This is a genomic window from Pseudomonas sp. ASL3 (assembly GCF_056680425.1).
The window spans coordinates 2,953,618-2,973,118 of the sequence record NZ_CM155281.1 but is presented as its reverse complement, the minus strand read 5'-3'; the positions used below and the strand labels follow the sequence as shown (position 1 = coordinate 2,973,118).

The 19,501-nt window shown below is 54.1% G+C and carries 17 protein-coding genes; 14 read left to right on the top strand and 3 right to left on the bottom strand.

Going from position 1 to position 19,501, the window contains the following annotated elements:
- Positions 1-46 precede the first annotated feature (46 nt).
- The 5 genes from AC1MEE_RS13620 (at position 47) to AC1MEE_RS13600 (ending at position 4,164) form a co-directional block, all read left to right on the top strand.
- Complete coding sequence (locus AC1MEE_RS13620) at positions 47-1,165, top strand: NDMA-dependent alcohol dehydrogenase (protein ID WP_480415845.1); 1,119 nt, start codon at positions 47-49, stop codon at positions 1,163-1,165.
- Positions 1,166-1,234: 69 nt separating this feature from the next.
- Complete coding sequence (locus tag AC1MEE_RS13615; RefSeq protein ID WP_480415844.1) at positions 1,235-1,636, top strand: nuclear transport factor 2 family protein; 402 nt, start codon at positions 1,235-1,237, stop codon at positions 1,634-1,636.
- A gap of 58 nt (positions 1,637-1,694) precedes the next feature.
- Positions 1,695-2,444 carry an SDR family NAD(P)-dependent oxidoreductase gene (locus tag AC1MEE_RS13610; RefSeq protein ID WP_480415843.1) on the top strand — a complete coding sequence of 250 codons (750 nt, stop codon included), beginning with the start codon at positions 1,695-1,697 and terminating at the stop codon, positions 2,442-2,444.
- A 73-nt stretch (positions 2,445-2,517) separates the two neighbouring features.
- Positions 2,518-3,381, top strand: coding sequence for an enoyl-CoA hydratase/isomerase family protein (locus tag AC1MEE_RS13605; protein ID WP_480415842.1), 864 nt, complete (start codon positions 2,518-2,520; stop codon positions 3,379-3,381).
- Positions 3,382-3,516: 135 nt separating this feature from the next.
- A complete protein-coding gene (locus AC1MEE_RS13600; RefSeq protein ID WP_480415841.1) occupies positions 3,517-4,164 on the top strand; it encodes a TetR/AcrR family transcriptional regulator in 648 nt (215 codons plus the stop codon).
- A gap of 54 nt (positions 4,165-4,218) precedes the next feature.
- Here AC1MEE_RS13600 and AC1MEE_RS13595 read toward each other — a convergent pair whose 3' ends face one another.
- The 3 genes from AC1MEE_RS13595 to AC1MEE_RS13585 all read right to left on the bottom strand — a co-directional run bounded on the left by AC1MEE_RS13595 (position 4,219) and on the right by AC1MEE_RS13585 (position 6,814).
- A complete protein-coding gene (locus tag AC1MEE_RS13595; RefSeq protein ID WP_480415840.1) occupies positions 4,219-5,001 on the bottom strand; it encodes an enoyl-CoA hydratase/isomerase family protein in 783 nt (260 codons plus the stop codon).
- Between the two features lie 35 nt (positions 5,002-5,036).
- Positions 5,037-5,588, bottom strand: coding sequence for a flavin reductase family protein (locus AC1MEE_RS13590; protein ID WP_480415839.1), 552 nt, complete (start codon positions 5,586-5,588; stop codon positions 5,037-5,039).
- Between the two features lie 71 nt (positions 5,589-5,659).
- A complete protein-coding gene (locus tag AC1MEE_RS13585; protein ID WP_480415838.1) occupies positions 5,660-6,814 on the bottom strand; it encodes an LLM class flavin-dependent oxidoreductase in 1,155 nt (384 codons plus the stop codon).
- A gap of 182 nt (positions 6,815-6,996) precedes the next feature.
- Here AC1MEE_RS13585 and AC1MEE_RS13580 point away from each other — a divergent pair, with 182 nt between their 5' ends.
- The 9 genes from AC1MEE_RS13580 (at position 6,997) to AC1MEE_RS13540 (ending at position 19,445) form a co-directional block, all read left to right on the top strand.
- On the top strand, positions 6,997-7,479 hold the full coding sequence (locus AC1MEE_RS13580; protein WP_480415837.1) for a nuclear transport factor 2 family protein: 483 nt from the start codon (positions 6,997-6,999) through the stop codon (positions 7,477-7,479).
- Between the two features lie 23 nt (positions 7,480-7,502).
- Positions 7,503-8,273, top strand: coding sequence for an enoyl-CoA hydratase-related protein (locus AC1MEE_RS13575; protein ID WP_480415836.1), 771 nt, complete (start codon positions 7,503-7,505; stop codon positions 8,271-8,273).
- A gap of 3 nt (positions 8,274-8,276) precedes the next feature.
- Positions 8,277-9,125, top strand: coding sequence for a 3-hydroxybutyryl-CoA dehydrogenase (locus AC1MEE_RS13570; RefSeq protein ID WP_480415835.1), 849 nt, complete (start codon positions 8,277-8,279; stop codon positions 9,123-9,125).
- A 127-nt stretch (positions 9,126-9,252) separates the two neighbouring features.
- Positions 9,253-10,899 carry a class I adenylate-forming enzyme family protein gene (locus AC1MEE_RS13565; protein ID WP_480415834.1) on the top strand — a complete coding sequence of 549 codons (1,647 nt, stop codon included), beginning with the start codon at positions 9,253-9,255 and terminating at the stop codon, positions 10,897-10,899.
- 293 nt (positions 10,900-11,192) lie between these two features.
- The gene (locus tag AC1MEE_RS13560; protein ID WP_480415833.1) at positions 11,193-12,299 is read left to right on the top strand and encodes an LLM class flavin-dependent oxidoreductase; all 1,107 of its coding nucleotides are present in this window, start codon (positions 11,193-11,195) and stop codon (positions 12,297-12,299) included.
- Between the two features lie 367 nt (positions 12,300-12,666).
- A complete protein-coding gene (locus AC1MEE_RS13555; RefSeq protein ID WP_480415832.1) occupies positions 12,667-14,367 on the top strand; it encodes a DUF1302 domain-containing protein in 1,701 nt (566 codons plus the stop codon).
- 20 nt (positions 14,368-14,387) lie between these two features.
- Entirely contained in the window at positions 14,388-15,797 is a 1,410-nt protein-coding gene (locus AC1MEE_RS13550) for a DUF1329 domain-containing protein (protein ID WP_480415831.1), read from the top strand.
- Positions 15,798-15,857: 60 nt separating this feature from the next.
- Positions 15,858-16,949 carry a WD40/YVTN/BNR-like repeat-containing protein gene (locus tag AC1MEE_RS13545; protein ID WP_480415830.1) on the top strand — a complete coding sequence of 364 codons (1,092 nt, stop codon included), beginning with the start codon at positions 15,858-15,860 and terminating at the stop codon, positions 16,947-16,949.
- Between the two features lie 63 nt (positions 16,950-17,012).
- Positions 17,013-19,445 carry an efflux RND transporter permease subunit gene (locus AC1MEE_RS13540; protein ID WP_480415829.1) on the top strand — a complete coding sequence of 811 codons (2,433 nt, stop codon included), beginning with the start codon at positions 17,013-17,015 and terminating at the stop codon, positions 19,443-19,445.
- Positions 19,446-19,501 lie beyond the last annotated feature (56 nt).

Sequence of the window (19,501 nt, the reverse complement as noted above, 5' to 3'; positions counted from 1 at the left end):
TGCACAAACCGAGTTCAACCCTAAAAATAAAAACCGAGGAAGTGCAATGAAAACGCGTGCCGCGATCATTCAACAGGTGCCTGGAGCGTACGACGTTGTCGAAGTGGATCTCGAACCGCCCCGTAGCGGCGAAATCACCCTGAAAATGGTGGCCAGTGGTCTGTGTCTTTCTGATGAGCATTTGACTTCCGGCGACCTTCCAGCCGGCATGCTGCCAATGTGTGGCGGGCACGAAGGCGCGGGCGTTGTCGTCGAGGTCGGGCCTGATACCGCGGGTTGGGAAGTCGGCGATCACGCGGTGCTTTCCTGTCTTCCCGGGTGTGGGCGATGCCGCTATTGCGCGACCGGGCACCAGAACCTGTGTGTGCTGACCGATAACTTCAGCATGGGGTCCCGCTTCGAGGATTCGAGCAGTTTCCGTCTCTCCTACGAAGGCAGACCCGTCGGCCAGTGGTGCGGCATTGGAACCTTCAGTGAGTATTCAACTGTATCGGTAACGTCAGCAGTAAAAATTCCCAAAGACGTACCTCTGGAAAAAGCCTGCTTGATCGGCTGTGGGGTCAACACAGGCTGGGGGGCGACCGTCAACTCGGCTCAAGTCAAGCCTGGCCAGACGGTGATCGTGATGGGCTGCGGGGGTGTCGGCAACTTCGCCGTGCAGGGCGCGGCGCATGCAGGAGCCTTGTACATCATTGCAGTGGACCCGGTACACACCAAGCGCGACCAGGCCATGCGAGTAGGCGCAACTCATGGCGTTGCCAGTATCGAAGAAGCGACAGAGCTGGCAAAACAATTAACCGATGGTCACGGTGCCGATTCCACCGCCATTACCTTGGGCACACTTAGGCCGCAACATTTGCAGCAGGCTTTGGAGTCGGTAGGCAAGAATGGCATCGTCGTTTGCACGTCGCTGGGCCGCGCCACCGATGTCGATTTTAAACTTTCCATTTTTGATCTGACACTCAAGCAAAAGAGAATTCAGGGGTCAATGTTCGGTGCTGTCTCACCCAGTTGGGACATTTTGAAGATGGTGCGCATGTACATGGGCGGGCGTCTCAACCTGGACGAGGTGATTTCTCGAACCTACACCCTCGATCAGGTCAACCAAGGTTATGACGATCTGCGAGCGGGTAGAAACCTCCGTGGCGTGATTGTTTATAACTGACTGAATAAACCTCGATGGGTGCCCGTTTTAGTGTGGTCACGATAGATAGATAACGAGAGTAGAGCGTCTATGAGCCCTGAAGACTGCAAAAAGCTAGTGAGTGATTTTCTGGAAGTTTTCTCCACCGGAAACGTGGCGGACATTTCCGCTTTTTTTCATGAGGATTTTAGCTGGTGGGTCGCGGGTAGCCTGGAAGGTTTGTCGGGTACTTATGATCGTCAGCAAATGTGCGCGCTGCTTGCAGGTATTACTGCTGTTTATAAAGGGGGAGCGTTGCCTGCCAGACCCATTAGCATGATTGCCGAAAATGATCGCGTCGCTGTGGAAGTCGAGTGTCGCGCTGAACTGGTCAATGGCCGCGTGTATGACAATAAGCTGCACATGGCCATTGAATTGGCCGACGGCAAAATCAAACGAATCCGCGAATACATGGACACGGTCCATGCCTATGAAACCTTCCTCGCTCCCTGATGGGGGCTGTGGAAGCGCGGGCGGCATGTCAATCACACGATAATAAAAAGGAAGTCCAATGAGCAGGCTAGTCAATAAAGTTGCGTTAATAACGGGTGCAGCTCGTGGCATGGGAACCTCTCATGCTCAACGATTTGTTCGTGAGGGTGCAAAGGTCATCATTACTGATCTTAACGAAGAGCGCGGTTTGGCCTTGATGAACGAACTGGGTGCCGACAATGCGTTGTTCGTTCGTCAGGACGTCTCCAATGTCCATGAGTGGGCCAGTGTCGTGGCTCAGGGCGTATCGCGATTTGGTCCGATTACGGTTCTAGTCAACAACGCTGGCATTCTTGGACCCGTTGCACGGACCGTGGAACTGACGGCGGAAGATTACCAAAAAGTCTGTGCGGTCAACCAACATGCGGTGTTCTACGGCATGCAAGCGGTCATCCCTTCGATGTTGGAAGCAGGGGTGGGCTCCATCGTGAATATTTCCTCGATTGCCGGTATGGCCGCTAATTACGGCTTTCCCAGTCTGGCTTACGTGGCCAGCAAATTTGCCGTTCGGGGCATGACCAAGGCTGCTGCGATTGAGTACGGCCCGCGCAACATCCGGGTGAACTCTGTGCATCCTGGTTTCATCCAGACCCCGATGATGGTTGAAGCGACCGATGATCAGGGGGGCGACGCGTTGGCGCAGATACCGTTGGGACGCATTGCCAAGCCTGAGGAAGTCAGCAATCTGGTGCTGTTTCTGGCCTCGGATGAGGCTTCATATATCACCGGCAGTGAGTACCTGGTCGACGCCGGTATGTTGGCTCAATGACGCTTTGCCTTCAGTAATGAAGGTTAGGGTTGATAGGCGAGGCACGTTTGAACGGCATGGATGAGAAACAGAAATGACTGAACCGACTGACGTAAAATTTCCTGATTACCGGACTATTCGATTAGAGCAAAAAGGTCCACTGACCTGGCTGATTCTGAATCGGCCCGACAAGGCCAATGCGTTGTCCAACGAGTTACTTGACGAGTTTTCCGATGCCCTGCGTTTACTTGAGACCATTGGTGGTCCGGTGATCGCCATTCGAGGGGAAGGTCGCGGGTTTTCCTCCGGCTATGATCTGAATCAAGTCGGCAAGCTCACCAGTGCCAAGGATGCCGTCAGCGACCGAGAGCGCTTACAGCGCAACCTGAACCGCTTTCTGGCTATGTGGGACCATCCTAAACCTATCATTGCTGCAGTGCATGGTTACTGCGCTGCCGGCGCAACACAAATGTGTGTTTATGCGGATATCACCATCGTTGCTGATAATGCGCGCATCAGTGAGCCGACGGTGCCTATCGGCGGTGGCTATATCGCGCCACTTTGGGTGCCATTGGTAGGGCCGAAGCGGGCCAAGGAGTTCGCATTTGTACCGGGTAATAGCATTGATGGTCCCACCGCGGTGGAATGGGGCTGGGCCAATCATTGCGTGCCGGCAAGCGATTTGATTGCTGTTGTCGAGGACCTGGCGGGTCGGATTGCAATGATCGCGCCGGAGGTTTTGCGGATCAAAAAGCTGTCGATCAATCGGGCAGCCGATGCGATGGGCTTTCGCGCTGCAAGTGCCGGCGTGGCTGAAATGGATACCTTGCTGCACTTCTCTGTCCCGGTGCTTGAACTCAAACAATGGATTCAGGAGGTCGGACTTAAACAGGCCATGCAGCATTATCGAGTGGAACCCACGACGCCGCTGACCACGACACAGCGTTCGGATCAGTAGACGTACCTTGAATGCCACGCTGAAGAGGCTGAGCCATCGGTGCTAAAATAATCGCCATGTGCCAGATAGTGGCGCACCGAAATAACAAGTCACCTCGTCACTGCGATGGGTCACACCACAGGAGCAACTGGTTTTATGGGCGATACAAGTAACATTTCTCGCCGTCGCAAGGCTGCCTTGGCCGACGGCAGCGTCGAATACAAGCTCAAGCGCGACGAGTTGGTGCGAGTGGCCGCCATGTTGTTCAAGGACAAAGGCTATAAAGCCACCACACTGAACGACATTGCCAAAAGCGCAAATCTGGACCGTGCGAGCGTCTACTACTACATCGGTAGCAAAGATGAGTTCTTCAAGGAAGTCATAAAAAGTTCGGTCGACAAGAATATTGCCGAAGTCGAGAGTTTGCTGCGGATGCGCTCGCTCGACCCCGTCCAGAAGCTCGAGAAGCTCATCGAGCTGCTGATGACGTCCTACGACGAATGCTACCCGTACATGTACGTCTACATTCAAGAGCAAATGCATATTGTCGCGGAAGAGGGGAGTAATTGGGCCCAGGACATGGCACAGCAAACCCATCGTTTCGAGAAAGCAGCGATGAGTTTGATTACACAGGGGATCGCCAAAGGATTGCTGCGCGACGACATCGTGCCTGTGCTCGCGGCGAATGCCATATTCGGCATGCTCAACTGGACTCATCGGTGGCACAAGCCAGACGGCAAATATGGCGCAGCAGAGATCGCACGCACTTTTTCACGGATTTTCTTCGATGGCATGCGCGTCTGAGGCGGCTCGTACCCCCACCCCTGACCGGCTCGCAGCGAGCCGGTGGTTCATTGATCAACCCTTGCGCTTTTGCCGCAGGTGCTGCAGCCGGCTTCTGAAAGTTTCCACTTTCATGCAATCGACCACTGCCTTTAACTCCTCCCCGAGCTGAGCTTGCAACCCTGTGTTGGCTGATTGCCCTATCAGCCGTTTGGTTGCGACCGCTGCTGTGGGTTCCCACTGTGCAAGATGCAGGGCAAAGGCGCGGGTCTGCTGCTCCAGTTCCAGGGTCGGCACTACTTTGGCGACCAGACCCCACTGCATCGCTTGTTGTGCACCGATCTCTTGTTCGCCAAGGAACAACTGCATGGCTCGCCTTGGACCCACGGCCCGAACCACACCGGCGGTACCGCCAGCATCGGGTGACAAACCGATTTGAATATAGGCCGGGCGCAGTCTCGCGTTATCGGCAGCGACACAAAAATCCCCCATGAATGCCAGCGAGAATCCTGCGCCTGCGGCCACCCCCTGAACACTGGTCAGTACAAGTTTTGGCATCCTGTGCAGCACCAGCAGAAAAGCATTCAAGTCGCTGAGCAGTTGTGTAATGGGCGGTGCGAGATCATCGACATGACGCACGAAGAAATCCAGATCACCGCCTGCGCAAAATGACTTGCCTGCGCCGCCTATCACCAGGACCCGAATGTCTTCGCGCGATTCAACCTCCAGTGCCAGATGTTTCAACCTGAGGGCCATATCGATGTCGATCGCGTTATAGGCAGTCGGCCTGGTCAGCGTGATCGTTGCGATCACGCCGCTAATACTCAAGGATGCACGAGCCTCTTGCTCATCGGACATTTCAATACCTCAACCATGAATTGCCAGGTTTCGCCTTAGACGCGGGTTGCGCTGCGCTCTTGCACCGTCGCGAGCCCCAATGGAGAAAACTGCCCGTAGCTGCCTTGGAAAAAAACCAGCGGCAGGCCGCCCTGTTCGATCTGCAAGTCGTGGACCCGGCCGATGACAATGTAGTGATCGCCCGCCTCGTGAATCGCTTGCAGATCGCAATCTATCCAGGCGACGCTCTGCTCAATGATCGGAGAGCCCAGCGGGGAAAGTCGATAAAGGGTCCCGATGAATTTGTCCGCAGCCTTGGAAGCCAGGCGTCGGCAAACGTCCTCTTGGTCAGCACCCAGGATGTTCACGCAGAATTTACCCGCGCCCTGGATCTTGGGCCAACTTGAAGAGGTGCGGTCGGGCAGGAAGGCTACCAGTGGCGGATCCAGTGAGACCGAGGTGAAGGAGCCGACAACCATGGCGGCAGGTTCCTTGTCTTCCTGGATCGCGGTAATCACACAGACCCCGGTGGGGTATTGGCCAAGTACCTGGCGAAAACGCTTCGGGTCCATTTGTTCACTGGGTTCATGTTGTGTATTCGTTGTCATGGCTGATCCTCGAAACGGCAAAATGTGTAAAGGCCCGGGCGCCGGTCAGGCGCCGGGTAAAGAACGAAGACTCAGGCAAGTATTCCGTCCGCGCCCTTGGTCGCGAAGCGGGGGGCCACCAGACTCGCGAATTTTTCAAGCTCCTCGTTATTCTGGTCAGGGTTGAGGTGACCCTGTCCGAACATAAGGAACAATTCGTTGAAACCTAATCGGTCATGGGCTTCGCCGATGCGATCTGCAATTTCATCTGCTGAACCGATCAGGACGTTGGGCATGCGCTGACCAAACGGAATGAACCACTTGTCCCAAAACCATTGGTGCTCGGCCATCAGATCACGAGCCTTGGCTTTGTCATTGGTCAACATCAAGAAGCCGCCCCAGGCAGCGACTTCTTCGCGTGCAACTTCGTTGCCCGCTTGCTTGGCGCTTTCTGCGTAGCGTTTCCAGAGTGCTTCACAGAAGTCCAGATCGCCCGACAGCACAATGGGTTTGCCGCCTTCGCGGGCCCAGAAGTCGACAGTTTTCATGCTGCCGGCAAAACCTCCGTAAATGCGCGGGTGTGGCTTTTGATAGCACAGAGGCGCAATCCCGATCTGACGAACAATGCCATCCTTGTCCATACCTTTACCGAATTCGGCATACGCAGGATGACCGGCAGAGCCGCCATTAGGCGGGAACTCCCAGTGCTTGCCCTTGTGGCTGAACACGTCGTTAGTCCAGGCTTTTTTAATGATTTGCAGCGACTCTTCGAAAATCTCGCGGTTGAGCTCGTCCATGGCGTCCTTGGACTTGACCATGTCGACGGTGGTGGCCGAGACACCTCGAATGGCGGCGTAGGAATCCACCCAACGAGCGTGATAACCGCGGGTAAAACCGACGAATAGGCGGCCCTGCAACATGTGATCGAGGGTGGCTATTTCTTCGGCGATACGCACCGGGTTATGAGTAGGCAGCGTGTAGCCCATGATTCCCGCTTTGAGACGTTTCGAGTGCATGCCGACAAACAGGCTGAACATGCCAGGGTGATTGTTAATCTCGAACCCTTCGATCTGCAGGTGATGTTCCGGCTGGCAATAGCCGGCAAAGCCAAGGTCGTCCGCAAGGCGAACGTAATCCTTCACTTCTGAAAGGAATCGCTGGTAAAGCTCGGGGCGCTGTCCGGCCATGCCTGCTTCTATCTCATAGCGGCGGCCAATAACGCCGGTCTGCATCAAGTTGAATTTCATTATTGTTCTCCTGGGAAAGCGGCTTGTGAAAACAAGCATGCGATCTCGTTTTCGATATGTCAACGCAGATGTTGATTTGTTGAAGGGCAATCAACTCGTTTGTTGAAAACAGGCTGTCTGGCTGTTGACGCTGGTGTTGACTGATCCTATCATCAACTCTAGTGTTGACTACAAGAGCCTGAATGATGAACGAGCCTGTTGATGTGCAAGAGATCTACGCTGAAGTGCGCCGCCTCCGGGCGGCCGATGACATCAAGACTTTGATTTACGACTATGCCTTTCACCTGGACATGAATCATCCCCAGGCGCTGTGCGAGCTGTTCATCGACGATTGCGAAGTCAGCTACGCCCCCAATTTCGGTGCGGTAGGGCGGCAGGCCTATGCCAAAACGCTGGAAGGCATCGGTACCTACTTTGTTGGCACCAGCCATCATGTCTCGAATATCAAAATCGAATTCATCGACGAAACCTCTGCCCGCGTGCGTTCGATTGTGTATGCGTGGCACCGCTACAGCCGCGAACGCCCAGACAGCCATGTCTGGGGGCAATATCGCGATGAGGTGGTAAAAGTCGATGGCGAATGGCGCTTCAAAAAGCGGGTTTTATGCAACGCCGGATCGAAAGATTTCCACGTTAAAGAAGCGAATCCGATCGGACGCGCTTGACCCCCATCTATAGAGAAGCACTCATGTCAGATATCGAATTTTTTTGTGAGGGGCATGTTGCCCATGTTCGGCTCAACCGCCCCAAGTCGCTAAACGCAATCAACAGCGAGATGGACCAGGCGCTGAACGACGCCTGGAACGAGATCAACCGGGATCCTGAAATATGGGTGGCAGTACTTTCCGCTGAAGGTGAAAAAGCCTTTTGCGTGGGAGCTGATGTCAGTGGCGGTGCCGAGAGGCCTTCGCGCATGGCACTTGGCGGGGGGCTGACCGGTGTCGGCGGGCCGCTAGTGAAGCTGAATAAACCACTGATCGCGGCTGTTCAGGGCTATGTCCTGGGGGGCGGTTTTGAGTTGGCGTTGTGTGCGGATATTATTGTCGCGGCGCAATCAGCGCTCTTTGCTGTACCGGAAACCAAGGCTGGAATTATTGGCGAGTGTGGTGTTCTTCATCGGACCATGCGTCAACTTCCACCGCGTGTCGCGATGGCAATGATCCTCACGGGTGAGCGTATGCCAGCTGGCGAAGCGCTTCAGCACGGGTTGATCAATGAAGTGGTCCCGTTCGAGGAGCTGCAATCTGCGGCGGCGCGTTGGGCCGAGAAAATCGTTCTGGCCTCTCCGTTGGCTAATCAGGCGGCCAAGGTTGCGGCTTGGCAAGGGCTTGAGTCGTCATTGGAAACGGCGTTGAGCACGCGTTACGAACCGATTGAGGCTTACGCATTCAGCGAAGACCGTCTGGAAGGACGTAACGCCTTTGTTGAAAAGCGTAAACCCGTCTGGCGTGGACTCTGACTCATGGCAATCAACACGGTTGGCATCATTGGCGCCGGTATCATGGGCTGCGGCATTGCCCAGGTCAGTGCTGCAGCGGGCTTGTCGGTGGTTCTGGTGGATGTATCCGAAGACGCTCTGTCGGGCGCCAAAATGAGTATTTGCTCCAGCCTGGACCGCCAGATAAAGAAAGGCTTGATCGATGAGTCCGGTAAACAGCAGATCCTTGGCAGAATCAGTACCAGTCTGGACTATCAGGCGCTCGGAGCTGTCGATCTGGTTATCGAAGCGGCAACCGAAAATCTCGGCTTGAAGCTTCGTATCCTCAAGCAGATCGATATGCACATCAGCGCCGACTGCCTGGTTGCCAGTAATACCTCGTCGCTGTCGATCACGGAGCTGGCGGCAGTGATGCGCCAGCCAGCTCGTTTCATTGGCCTGCATTTTTTCAATCCTGTCCCGGTCATGACCTTGCTCGAAGTCGTCAAAGGGCTGCAGACTTCCGCAGAGACTTATGCCCAGATACTGGTTTTTGCCGAGCGTATAGGCAAGGTCGCCATTTCAGCGGAAAACAGCCCTGGCTTTGCGGTAAATCGTATTTTGTGCCCCATGATCAATGAGGCTATTTTTGTTCTGCAGGAAGGAGTGGCGTCGGCACAAGATATCGATACCGGCATGCAACTAGGCTGCAATCAGCCATTAGGCCCGTTGGCCCTGGCTGACCTGATTGGTCTCGACACCCTGCTGGCTGTGCTCGAAGCGTTTTATCACGGGTTCAATGACTCCAAGTATCGGCCTTCCCCTTTGCTCAAGGAGATGGTCGCTGCCGGGTATCTGGGCCGAAAAAGTGGGCGCGGTTTCCATGTCTATTAGATGACGTTTTATGCATAGTGCTTTGTCAATAAAACAAGCGGTGCCTGTTTTTCAACCTTCATAAAACAAAAAATCGGAAAACCTCGCAAGCTCGACACGCGGGGTGACTTCGAAAGGGGAGAGAGCAATGGAGCTTTTCAACGGCTGGTGTGAGGTGTCCCCGATCGGGGATTTATTGGTGCGTGCAGCCCATCTCCACCCAAACAGGTCCGCGTTGGTTTTACCTGGCCACCGATGCACCTACGCGCAGCTGATGCAGGGGGCGGTGAGAACGGCTCAGGGGCTTTTGGCACTGGGAATCAAGCCGGGTGATAACGTCGGGCTGATGTCGACCAACAGCATAGAATTCGCCGAAGGTTTTTTCGCCACGACGATGCTCGGCTGCGTTGCTGTACCGTTGAATGCTCGCCATAAGGCCGCTGAAATCGGCTTTATCATCCGCAATGCCCGCCTGACTGCAATACTGACTACGGCCGACGCCCAAGAGTATGTCGATTTCACCGAGCTCTTTTGTGCGGCACTTCCTTCTCTGGCGACAGCGCCCGACGCCACGTGTTTGTCTTTGCCCGAGGCTCCGGATCTCCGTTGTGCGGTGTTGTTGCGTGGCACCGACCGACCCGGGTTCGTGGGTCGTGATCAGTTCGATACGCTGATCGAAAATGTGTCGCCTGGACATGTGAATGACTTACGCAGGCGAGTGCGCATCTGTGACATCGCGCTGACGGTCTACACCTCGGGTACTACCGCCAATCCCAAAGGCTGCATGTTGACTCACGAAGCCATTACCCGAGGTTCTGTGGAGCGTGCGCGCACCCGGTTTGCGGCGAGCGAGGGGAACGTCGTATGGGGTGGGGGGCCTTTGTTTCATATCGGATCGCTTGCTCCCTTCATCGGCACCATTGGCGCCGCTGGCACTTATCTGACTGATGCGTTTTTTGAGCCGGGGCGCGCGCTCAAAATGATGATGGACGAGCATGTCACGACAATCTGGCCGTGGTTTCCAGCGGTTGTTCAGGCCTTGCTGGACCATCCTTCGTTCGACCCCAAGCAATTGCAGATGCTGCGCACCGTCATTCTTATTACGGCTCCAACCTTGGTAGAGCGAGTGCAGAGATTGTTGCCACAGGCTGAGACTATCCAGGCCTGTGGGATGACTGAAACCGCTGGAATCTTCGCGTTGAGTTCTCCCGACGAATCACTTGCCCAGCGTGCCAACAGCCATGGCAAGCCAGCAGACGGCATCGAGGTGCGCATCGTCGACCCCTCCACCGGCAACGATGTGTTGCCGGGCAAGGTAGGGGAGATCCTGGTGCGGGGTTATTGCGTTATGTCCGGGTATTACCGTGATGAAGAAAAAACCGCTCAGGCCATCGACGGACAAGGTTGGCTGCACACGGGCGATCTTTACCGGTTTAACGAGGAGGGCGGGCTGGTATTCAATGGCCGGCTCAAGGACATGCTTAAGGTCGGCGGCGAGAACGTCGCAGCAATCGAGGTGGAGGCTTTTCTCTGCAGTCATTCAGCGGTGAAGCACGCGGAGGTGGTGGGCCGATCCGATCCGCGCCTGGATGAAGTGCCGGTGGCGTTTGTCGAACTGCAGCCTGGGTGCACCGCGACGTCAGAAGAGTTGATCGCGTTCTGCAAAGGACAGATAGCCAATTACAAGGTGCCTCGAGCAGTCTATTTCGTAGAGCCCGGAAGCTGGCCAATGTCTGCCACCAAGGTCAACAAGCAGGCGCTCAGACAGAGAGTCCGCGATGTTTCGGCAGCGTAGCCGACTGCTCGTTCAGGTTTGTTCAACGTCTATGTTGATTTGAGAAAGTCGACCAGGATTCCTCGTGCTTGCGCTCGGCATGGAAGCGACCAATCATCGCTTTTTCCTGAGCCATCAGGGCCTGCCGATGAGGTTTTTTGAGTTGTTCAACGTTGCTGTTGACTTGGCAATATTTGTATAGGATATTCATTGTGAGTCGCGTTTTTTGCGCGGCAACCGTCAGCGATATACGCATTCCTGTATGACTGTTTTACCTTAAGAATAGCGATAAGAAGAGAGAGGAGAGAAACACCATGCCTATGGAAACCGGTCTTATTTTCCATCCATATATGAAGCCGGAGCGCACCGCTCGGCAAACATTCGATTGGGGTGTGCAGAGCGCTATAGCAGCTGATAAAGCAGGTTTTAGCTCAATGATGATTTCCGAGCATGCCTCGCAACGTTGGGAAAATATTCCCAACCCGGAGCTGATCATCGCGGCTGCTGCACTACAAACAAGCAGGATCAAATTCGCCCCCATGGCGCATATCCTCCCGCATCAGCATCCTGCAAAACTGGCCATCATGATCGGATGGTTGTCGCAGATTCTGGAAGGTCGCTATTTCCTCGGTATCGGTGCCGGCGCCTATCCTCAATCCTCGTATATTCATGGCATCAGAGGTGGCGAGGACACAAAGTTTCTGAACGATATGGTTCGCGAATCACTGGATATCATGGAGAAAATCTGGAAGCGTGAGCCGTTTTTCCATGAGGGAAAATATTGGAACGCTGGCTATCCGGAAGAAGCTCATGCCGACAACGTTGAGGACCAACAACATATGTTGGCTGACTTCAGCCCGTGGGGTGGAAAGCCTGATATCGCCGTGACCGGTTTCAGTTTCAATTCACCGTCAATGCGCCTTGCGGGTGAGCGCGGATTTAAGCCGGTGTCTATTTATTCAGGCCTCGATGCGCTGAAAAGCCATTGGGATATGTATTCCGAAGCGGCATACAAGGCCGGGTACACCCCCCATCGGGCCAATCATGCCGTGTCTCAAACGGTATTCGTAGCCGATACCGATAAAGAAGCGAAGCGCTTGGTGATGGAGGGGCCGATTGGCTATTGCTTCGAGCGGTATCTGATACCGATATGGTGGCGTTTCGGGATGATGGATGGCTTTATCAAAGACAAGGGAGCGAACCCGGCGGATGTGAATCTCGAGTGGTTGGTTGATAACGTGTTTGTCGTGGGTTCTCCCGATACCGTTGCTGACAAGATCAACACCTTGTTTGAGGCCGCGGGTGGCTGGGGGACGATGCAGGTCGAGTCCCACGATTATTTTGATGATCCATCACCTTGGTTCAATTCACTGGAGCTGATTGCGAAAGAAGTAGCGCCGAAGATCAAGTTGCCGTCCTGAACCCGCGTAGGTGGGACGAGACGCAAAGGGTGAGCGCTTGCTTCGCGCTCTTTCTAAATGTGTAGTGGTTGAAGCGGCTAAGCGGCCTGTTCCGACGTTATATCAGTAAGCGAATCAAGTGATACGGGCGTCAACCGACAGATCAAGTTGAGTGACTTCATTCCGCTAGTCAACATTAACGTTAACGTTAATTATGTAAGGGTCGGAGTCTGCTCTCCGGCTGTTCGGTCTCAGCCCGAAAATTACGGAAACGGTCAGCGGTGTGAGTGTTGACCGTCATCGTCAGAATTCAGCGACGAGTGACGAACATCCGGAGGCGCCATCTGCCCGCAACACCCTACTGCCTATGCGCCATTGGAGAGGAATGATGAAAACAAAAATTAAAGAAAACATCACCGCCAGACCGAAGAAACTCACTACCGCAATCGCCTTGATTGCTACCTCGGGGTGTTTTGCCACGCAGGTTCAGGCTTACACCTTTGACCCTGGCGACAGCGATTGGAGAGTGAACTTCGATACGACGTTGCAGTACACGATGGGGTGGCGCGCGTCAGGGCGCGATAACAACATAGGTAACTCCATTCCTAACGCGCAAAGTGATTACAAGTTCGATCGCGGCGACATGGTCACCAATCGTCTGCAAACGCTCCTGGAATTTCAGGCTGTTTACCAGGACAGAATGGGCTTTCGCCTATCGGGCTCGGCCTGGAAAGACTTTGCCTATGATGACAAAGTTGAAACTAACCCTGCACCTGGCTACGGTGTCGGATACACCGACGATCGGTACTCGGCCTACACCAAAAAATACCATCTGCGTGGTGCAGAACTGCTGGATGCGTTTGTATTCAAAAACTTCCAAGTGAGCGATGTTCCGGTCTATGCCAAATTGGGTCGCTTTACCCAGCAGTGGGGCAACGCGCTGTTCTTTGGTTTCAGCAGCATTTCATATGGGCAACACGCCGTTGACTATATCAAAGGCTTCACACAGCCAGGCTCTGAGGTCAAGGAGCTGTTCTTGCCGCGGGCGCAGGCCAACCTCGTCGCAGAGTTAACGCCGACTTTAACCGTGAGTGGGCAGTACTTTCTGGAAAATGCCGAAAACCGCTACCCGGAAGGGGGTACTTACCTGGCGCCCTCGGATTTGCTTTATAAAGGCCCTAATACATCGGCGTTTGAGTTTGGTCCGGGGTTTTCAGCGGGCGAAAGTCATGACCTGAAGAATATCAATAACAACTTCGGCGTCAAAGCGGCGTGGACCCCTGAATGGGCGCACGGTACGATCGGGTTTTACTATCGGCGTCTGGATGAAACCCAGCCTTGGGCACTTGCCGAAGGGCAGCCTGGTGTCGGCGGAGACGTTCATCTTTCCTATGGTGAAAACGTAAAGCTTTATGGTTTGTCGTACGAAACCACCGTAGGCAATACCAGTTTTGGTCTGGAAGCAAACTACCGCAAGAATACCGCTCTGGCCAGTTCGTTTACCCTTCCTGGTTTCGGTCTTGGCCCCGCGCAGCCATACAGGGAAGGCGCTCGCGGCGACATCGTCAACGTGATTGCCAACAGCTTGACACAATTGGGCACCACCCCGTTGTGGGACGCGGGCATTCTTCTTGCGGAAGTCAGCTACACCCATCTCGATAGCGTGACCAAAAACAAGGAATTGTTTATGGGTAAGGGCTATTCGGCATGTAACGGTGGCGGGGTCGCACAGGGCTGTGCAACTAAAGATGCTGTGGCAGTCGCTTTCTTGTTCGAGCCACAGTGGCTCCAGGTATTACCGTCGATTGACCTGAGTTTGCCGATCTCGGCGACGTATGGTGTCGATGGCAACCCGGCGTATGCCGCGGGCTCATTTTATGCGAAGGACTCGCTCGTTTACTCGGTGGGTATTCGTGCCAACTATAAGCAAGTTCACCAGGTGACGTTGCAGTACCAAGACTATTACTGGAGTCACCTGGGCACCGGTGCCATTGGACCTAATGGCGAAACAGGTTATGTAGGCGGCAATGGCCCTTACGCACTGGATGATAAAGGCTGGATTTCGTTGTCGTACAAAACCTCGTTCTAATAATAAAGAAGGTGACGAAAATGTCTAATCGCAAAGTCCTTGGTAATCTGCTGGCGGGTACGTTTATTTTGGCGTGTGTGTGCCCCAGCGTGTTTGCAAAAGTAACACCCGAAGAAGCAAAAGCGCTGGGGACTACCTTGACCGCTTTCGGCGCTGAAGCCGGTGCCAACGCGGATGGCTCGATCCCGGCCTATACCGGCGGGCTTAAATCTGTCCCGGGTTATGATCGTGAAAAGAACAAAACCTATATTGATCCCTACAAGGATGAAAAGCCGCTGTATTCAATTACTTCAAAAAACATGGCGCAATACGATGCCGTGTTGACTGAGGGCAGCAAGGCGTTGTTGAAGAAATACCCTGATACTTATCGCATGGATGTTTTTCCCACCCATCGCACCATGCGAATTCCTGACTGGATGGTTGAAAACACAAAGAAAAATGCGACCACGGCGGAAATGACCGGACAGGAAACAGGCGATAGCCTCAAAGGGGGGGCTGCGGATGGGCTGCCATTTCAGGGCATTCCTTTCCCCATTCCAAAGAACGGCTATGAAGTCATGTGGAACCACAAAATGGTGGTGGGTCCGGCTGTCCTGCACCAGCAGAACAAGGCGTTCCTGGTTGACAGTAACGGTAGCGTGACCGACATCCCTTCTACGCATCAGATGTTCACCCGGCCTTGGTCGGAACAAAGCGGTGAATTACGCAAAAAGACTTACGACGCTACGTATGGGGTGTCGTCCAACTTGATTTCACCTCCGTCAGCGGCGGGAACATTCTTTTTAAACTTCTATTTACCAACGGCTGATAACGGCGGCCAGCGCGTGTGGTTCTACACCCCAGGCCAGCGTCGAGTGCGTACGGCTCCCGACTTCGCCTACGACTTGCCTATCGCCGCTTATGGCGGAGCCTTGTTCTGGGATGAGTTGACGGGGTTTGTCGGGAGGATGGACCGTTTCGACTTCAAGCTGATTGGCAAGAAGGAAATGATCATTCCCTATAACTCCTTCCCGCTGACTCAGGATATGCAGGCCAAGGACGCGCTGGGTAAGCATCACCTTAATCCTGTCGCGGTGCGCTTTGAGAAGCACCGTGTGTGGGTGGTTGAGGCCGATCGTAAGGCGGGCGCACGCCATGCTTACAAAGAGCGCCGCTTTTTCGTTGAAGAAGATTGTAATTGTGTGGTGGCCAATGATTCTTACGATGACGCAGGCAATCTGTGGCGTGTAGGTGCCATTTACACGTTCCCCACCTATGACACAGGTGGCATCAATAACATGAGCGTTGGTTTTAACGACTTGCTGAAAGGTAATTATTTCATCATGAACTTTGGTGCGGCCGATGAAGGCTATTTCAATCGCAGCTACACCAGCACCGATGGTCTTCAGATCAAGCTGACGCCGGCATCGCTCGCCGGCAGCGTCAGATAACTAAAGAAAAAAGAAGCAGAGACCTTATGTCGCTGCTTCTTTTCCAGGAGTGCGAGCACCATGAATGATTGGCGCGGTATCAATGCAAGACCGTGTAAACGATCCGCTGTCCTGTTGTTGCTATGGTTTTTAACCATTTTTGTTGGACAAGCATGGGCGTTCGATGACCCTCTGGGAACGCCTGCGATCGTTCAATCGAATCCTTCTCAGCGTCCGCTGATCGGCATCACTCATGCGGGTAGCCGCCTGATTGCAGTCGGGCTTCGAGGATTGATCATCTATTCCGATGATCGAGGCGAAAGCTGGAAGCAAGCAAAAGTACCGGTGCAGAGCGATTTGCTTGCGGTGCAGTTTCCCTCGCCGACCCAGGGCTGGGCGGTGGGTCACGACGGCATCATTCTGCACAGCGCTGATGGCGGTGAAACCTGGATCAAACAATCGGATGGCCGCCTGGCCGAGGCATCGGCCAGGGACTATTACAAAAAGTTGGCGGACACCGGTGACATGTCGGCCGCCAATGCCTTACAGACGGTAGATCTGAATTATCGTTCAGGGCCTGCTCTTCCTTATCTGGATGTATGGTTCGAAAACGAATTGGAAGGTTTTGTCGTGGGGTCGTTCGGTAATCTGGCGGCAACGACCGATGGCGGTAAAACCTGGGTGCCTTGGTTCGATCGCATCGACAACCCTAACGGGGCGCACTTGAATAGTATACGTGGCGTCAACGGGAATATTTATATCGCCGCTGAGCAAGGCTATGTGTTCAAGCTCAATCCGGCCAAGGAGCGTTTCGAACAGTTTCAGACGGGTTACGCAGGCAGTTTTTTCGGAGTGATTGGCAACGATAACGTCCTCCTGGCTTTTGGATTGCGAGGCACTATTTACCGTAGCCAGGACGCTGGGCAACACTGGCAGCCGGTAAAAAACCCTTCGCAATCCACGCTCACTGCGGGCGTCGTCGACAACAACGGTGATTTCACCCTTGTTAACAGTGACGGGCAATTAGTGTTGGCTAATAAACAGGGCCGGTCCTTCACGCTGGTCACGCCCGATAACTATATGCGCCTCACGTCAATCGTATCCAACGATGATCAGTCAGTCATCACAACAGGCTTGGGCGGCATAGCGCATGACGCAACGGTGCCTCATTGATTACGTATAACTCTAAAAACAGGTAAGTCGACGATGTCAGTCTCCAGCGTTCAAAGTGGTTCGATGCCGGTGATCCGCAAGGCGGAAGATTTTGATTCGCTTTCCGGTAGTCAATTCGAGCGCTTGATTTTCAATAACCGCTTGATCATTACGGTAGTAAGTCTCGTTTTGACGGTCGGTCTGATTTTTTCTGCCGTTCGCCTAGAGGTCAATGCAAGCTTCGACAAGATGATGCCGCAGTCTCACGAGTACATAAAAAACTACAAGGACAATGCGGCTTCGCTGCGTGGCTTGGGAAACTCTTTGCGGTTGGTGGTCGAAAACCCCACAGGCGACATTTACGATGCCCATTACATCGATACATTGCGCGATATCAATGACAAGCTGTTTCTGATTCCCGGTGTCGATCGATCATTCATGAAATCTCTGTGGATGCCAGTGGTGCGTTGGACAGAAATTACAGAACAGGGTTTTGATGGTGGGCCGGTCATGCCGGAGACGTATAACGGTTCTGCCGACAGTTTGAGCGGCCTGCGCCAAAATATTTATCGGTCAGGCATCATCGGATCACTGGTCGCCAATGATCAGCGTTCAAGCATGGTCTTCATTCCTCTTCTCGAACGTGATGGTGCAACAGGCGAACCACTCGACTATAAAGCTTTGCGCACCCAGCTGGAGTCGTTAAAGCACGAATTCGAAGCCAAGGGTGTCAAGGTCTATATCATCGGCTTTGCCAAACTGGCCGGTGATTTAATTCATGGTCTGATGCAGGTAATGGGGTATTTCCTGATTGCAGCCTTGCTGGTATCCGCGATTATCTATTGCTATACCCGCTGTATTCGCAGCAGCGCGCTTGTCATCTCCTGCTCGTTGGTGGCAGTGATCTGGCAGTTGGGAATCATGCAAATGCTGGGGTTCGTTCTTGATCCCTTTTCAATGCTTGTGCCGTTTATGATCTTTGCTATCGGGGTGTCCCACGGGGCACAAAAAATGAACGGCATCATGCTCGATGTCGGCCGTGGTACGCACCGCTATGTCGCCGCACGCTATACCTTCCGCCGATTGTTTCTCGCGGGTGTAACGGCCTTGATGGCCGATGCGGTGGGGTTTGCGGTGTTGTCGATTATCGATATTCCCGCCATCCGCGACCTGGCACTTCAAGCCAGTATTGGCGTGGCGGTATTGACCCTGACTAATTTGCTGCTCTTGCCCATTCTGCTGTCCTACACGGGCGTCAGTCCGAAGGCTGCCGCCCGTGCGGTCGGGCGCAAGCAGGGTGAGCATCCGGTGGTTGGGTTGTTGCTCAAGTTCACCGAGCCACGAGTGGCGCGTTTGGTTTTGCTTGGCACGGCTGTATTGACCGTCGGCGGCATGCTGTTGGCTCACCAGTTGAAAATCGGCGATCTCGATGCCGGCGCGCCTGAATTGCGAGCCGATTCTGAATACAACCAGGACAACGGTTACATCACCCGTCACTATGAACTCTCCAGCGATCAGTTCGCGGTCATTGTCACCAGTCCGAAAGGGCGCCTGGACAACTTTGAAGATGTTGTAGAAATAGACCGCCTCGAGCAGCAGCTCCGAGAGTTGCCCGGCGTTCAGACCACCAGTTCGATTGCCAGTCTTGGCAGGCCTTTGACTTCAGCCGGATTTGAAGGCTCGCCGAAGTGGATCACCCTTAACCGCGATCCATCGGTGGTCAACGAATCAATCAATAACGTGACGGCAGCCAGCCCTGAAATGGTCAACGACTCACGCAATGTCGCGCCGATCATCGCCTTTTTGACTGATCACAAAGCACAAACGCTTGCCAGCGTGGTGGATTTGGTTAAAACCTTCGCCGCGAAGCACAACACCGATCAACGACAGTTTCTGCTGGCTGCTGGCAACGCAGGCATCGAGGCCGCGACCAATCAAACGGTCGCAAAAGCTAACTATCAGATGCTCGGCCTGGTTTACGCCGTTGTTATCCTGTTGTGTCTCATTACCTTCCGCAGTTGGCGAGCCGTATTGGTGGCTGTCATTCCGTTGGCGGTCACCTCGGTGCTGGCTGAGGCGCTTATGGTGATGATGGGTATCGGCGTGAAAGTTGCGACGTTACCTGTCATCGCCCTGGGCGTCGGGATCGGTATCGACTATTCGCTCTATCTTCTGACCGTCTACCTGTCGCACATACGACAGGGGCACTCGGTACGCGAGTCCTACCAGCGAGCGTTGTTGTTCACGGGCAAGGTTGTTGCTTTGATCGGCGTGACTCTTTGCGTCGCGGTCGCTACGTGGATCTGGTCACCCATCAAGTTCCAGGCCGACATGGGCGTTCTGCTGGCATTTATGTTTTTGTGGAACATGATCGGCGCGCTAGTGGTGGTCCCCAGCCTGGCGACCTTCTTACTAAAGCCGATCAAGGGCCTGTCAGCGCCTGATGAAATAGCTGAGCCGGAAGAAAAACAAGTGGCCGTCGAGATGGAAAAGCCACGCAGGAATGTATCGGTGTGAAGAGCGTCCGGATCTAGATGCGAGGCCGTGGAGGCCTCGTTATCGACGACTGGGTC

Excerpts from the sequence above, each read along its gene's own strand:
- AC1MEE_RS13620 (WP_480415845.1), top strand. The coding sequence starts at position 47 with ATGAAAACGCGTGCCGCGATCATTCAACAGGTGCCTGGAGCGTACGAC.
- AC1MEE_RS13615 (WP_480415844.1), top strand. The coding sequence starts at position 1,235 with ATGAGCCCTGAAGACTGCAAAAAGCTAGTGAGTGATTTTCTGGAAGTT.
- AC1MEE_RS13610 (WP_480415843.1), top strand. The coding sequence starts at position 1,695 with ATGAGCAGGCTAGTCAATAAAGTTGCGTTAATAACGGGTGCAGCTCGT.
- AC1MEE_RS13605 (WP_480415842.1), top strand. The coding sequence starts at position 2,518 with ATGACTGAACCGACTGACGTAAAATTTCCTGATTACCGGACTATTCGA.
- AC1MEE_RS13600 (WP_480415841.1), top strand. The coding sequence starts at position 3,517 with ATGGGCGATACAAGTAACATTTCTCGCCGTCGCAAGGCTGCCTTGGCC.
- AC1MEE_RS13595 (WP_480415840.1), bottom strand. The coding sequence starts at position 5,001 with ATGTCCGATGAGCAAGAGGCTCGTGCATCCTTGAGTATTAGCGGCGTG.
- AC1MEE_RS13590 (WP_480415839.1), bottom strand. The coding sequence starts at position 5,588 with ATGACAACGAATACACAACATGAACCCAGTGAACAAATGGACCCGAAG.
- AC1MEE_RS13585 (WP_480415838.1), bottom strand. The coding sequence starts at position 6,814 with ATGAAATTCAACTTGATGCAGACCGGCGTTATTGGCCGCCGCTATGAG.
- AC1MEE_RS13580 (WP_480415837.1), top strand. The coding sequence starts at position 6,997 with ATGATGAACGAGCCTGTTGATGTGCAAGAGATCTACGCTGAAGTGCGC.
- AC1MEE_RS13575 (WP_480415836.1), top strand. The coding sequence starts at position 7,503 with ATGTCAGATATCGAATTTTTTTGTGAGGGGCATGTTGCCCATGTTCGG.
- AC1MEE_RS13570 (WP_480415835.1), top strand. The coding sequence starts at position 8,277 with ATGGCAATCAACACGGTTGGCATCATTGGCGCCGGTATCATGGGCTGC.
- AC1MEE_RS13565 (WP_480415834.1), top strand. The coding sequence starts at position 9,253 with ATGGAGCTTTTCAACGGCTGGTGTGAGGTGTCCCCGATCGGGGATTTA.
- AC1MEE_RS13560 (WP_480415833.1), top strand. The coding sequence starts at position 11,193 with ATGCCTATGGAAACCGGTCTTATTTTCCATCCATATATGAAGCCGGAG.
- AC1MEE_RS13555 (WP_480415832.1), top strand. The coding sequence starts at position 12,667 with ATGAAAACAAAAATTAAAGAAAACATCACCGCCAGACCGAAGAAACTC.
- AC1MEE_RS13550 (WP_480415831.1), top strand. The coding sequence starts at position 14,388 with ATGTCTAATCGCAAAGTCCTTGGTAATCTGCTGGCGGGTACGTTTATT.
- AC1MEE_RS13545 (WP_480415830.1), top strand. The coding sequence starts at position 15,858 with ATGAATGATTGGCGCGGTATCAATGCAAGACCGTGTAAACGATCCGCT.
- AC1MEE_RS13540 (WP_480415829.1), top strand. The coding sequence starts at position 17,013 with ATGCCGGTGATCCGCAAGGCGGAAGATTTTGATTCGCTTTCCGGTAGT.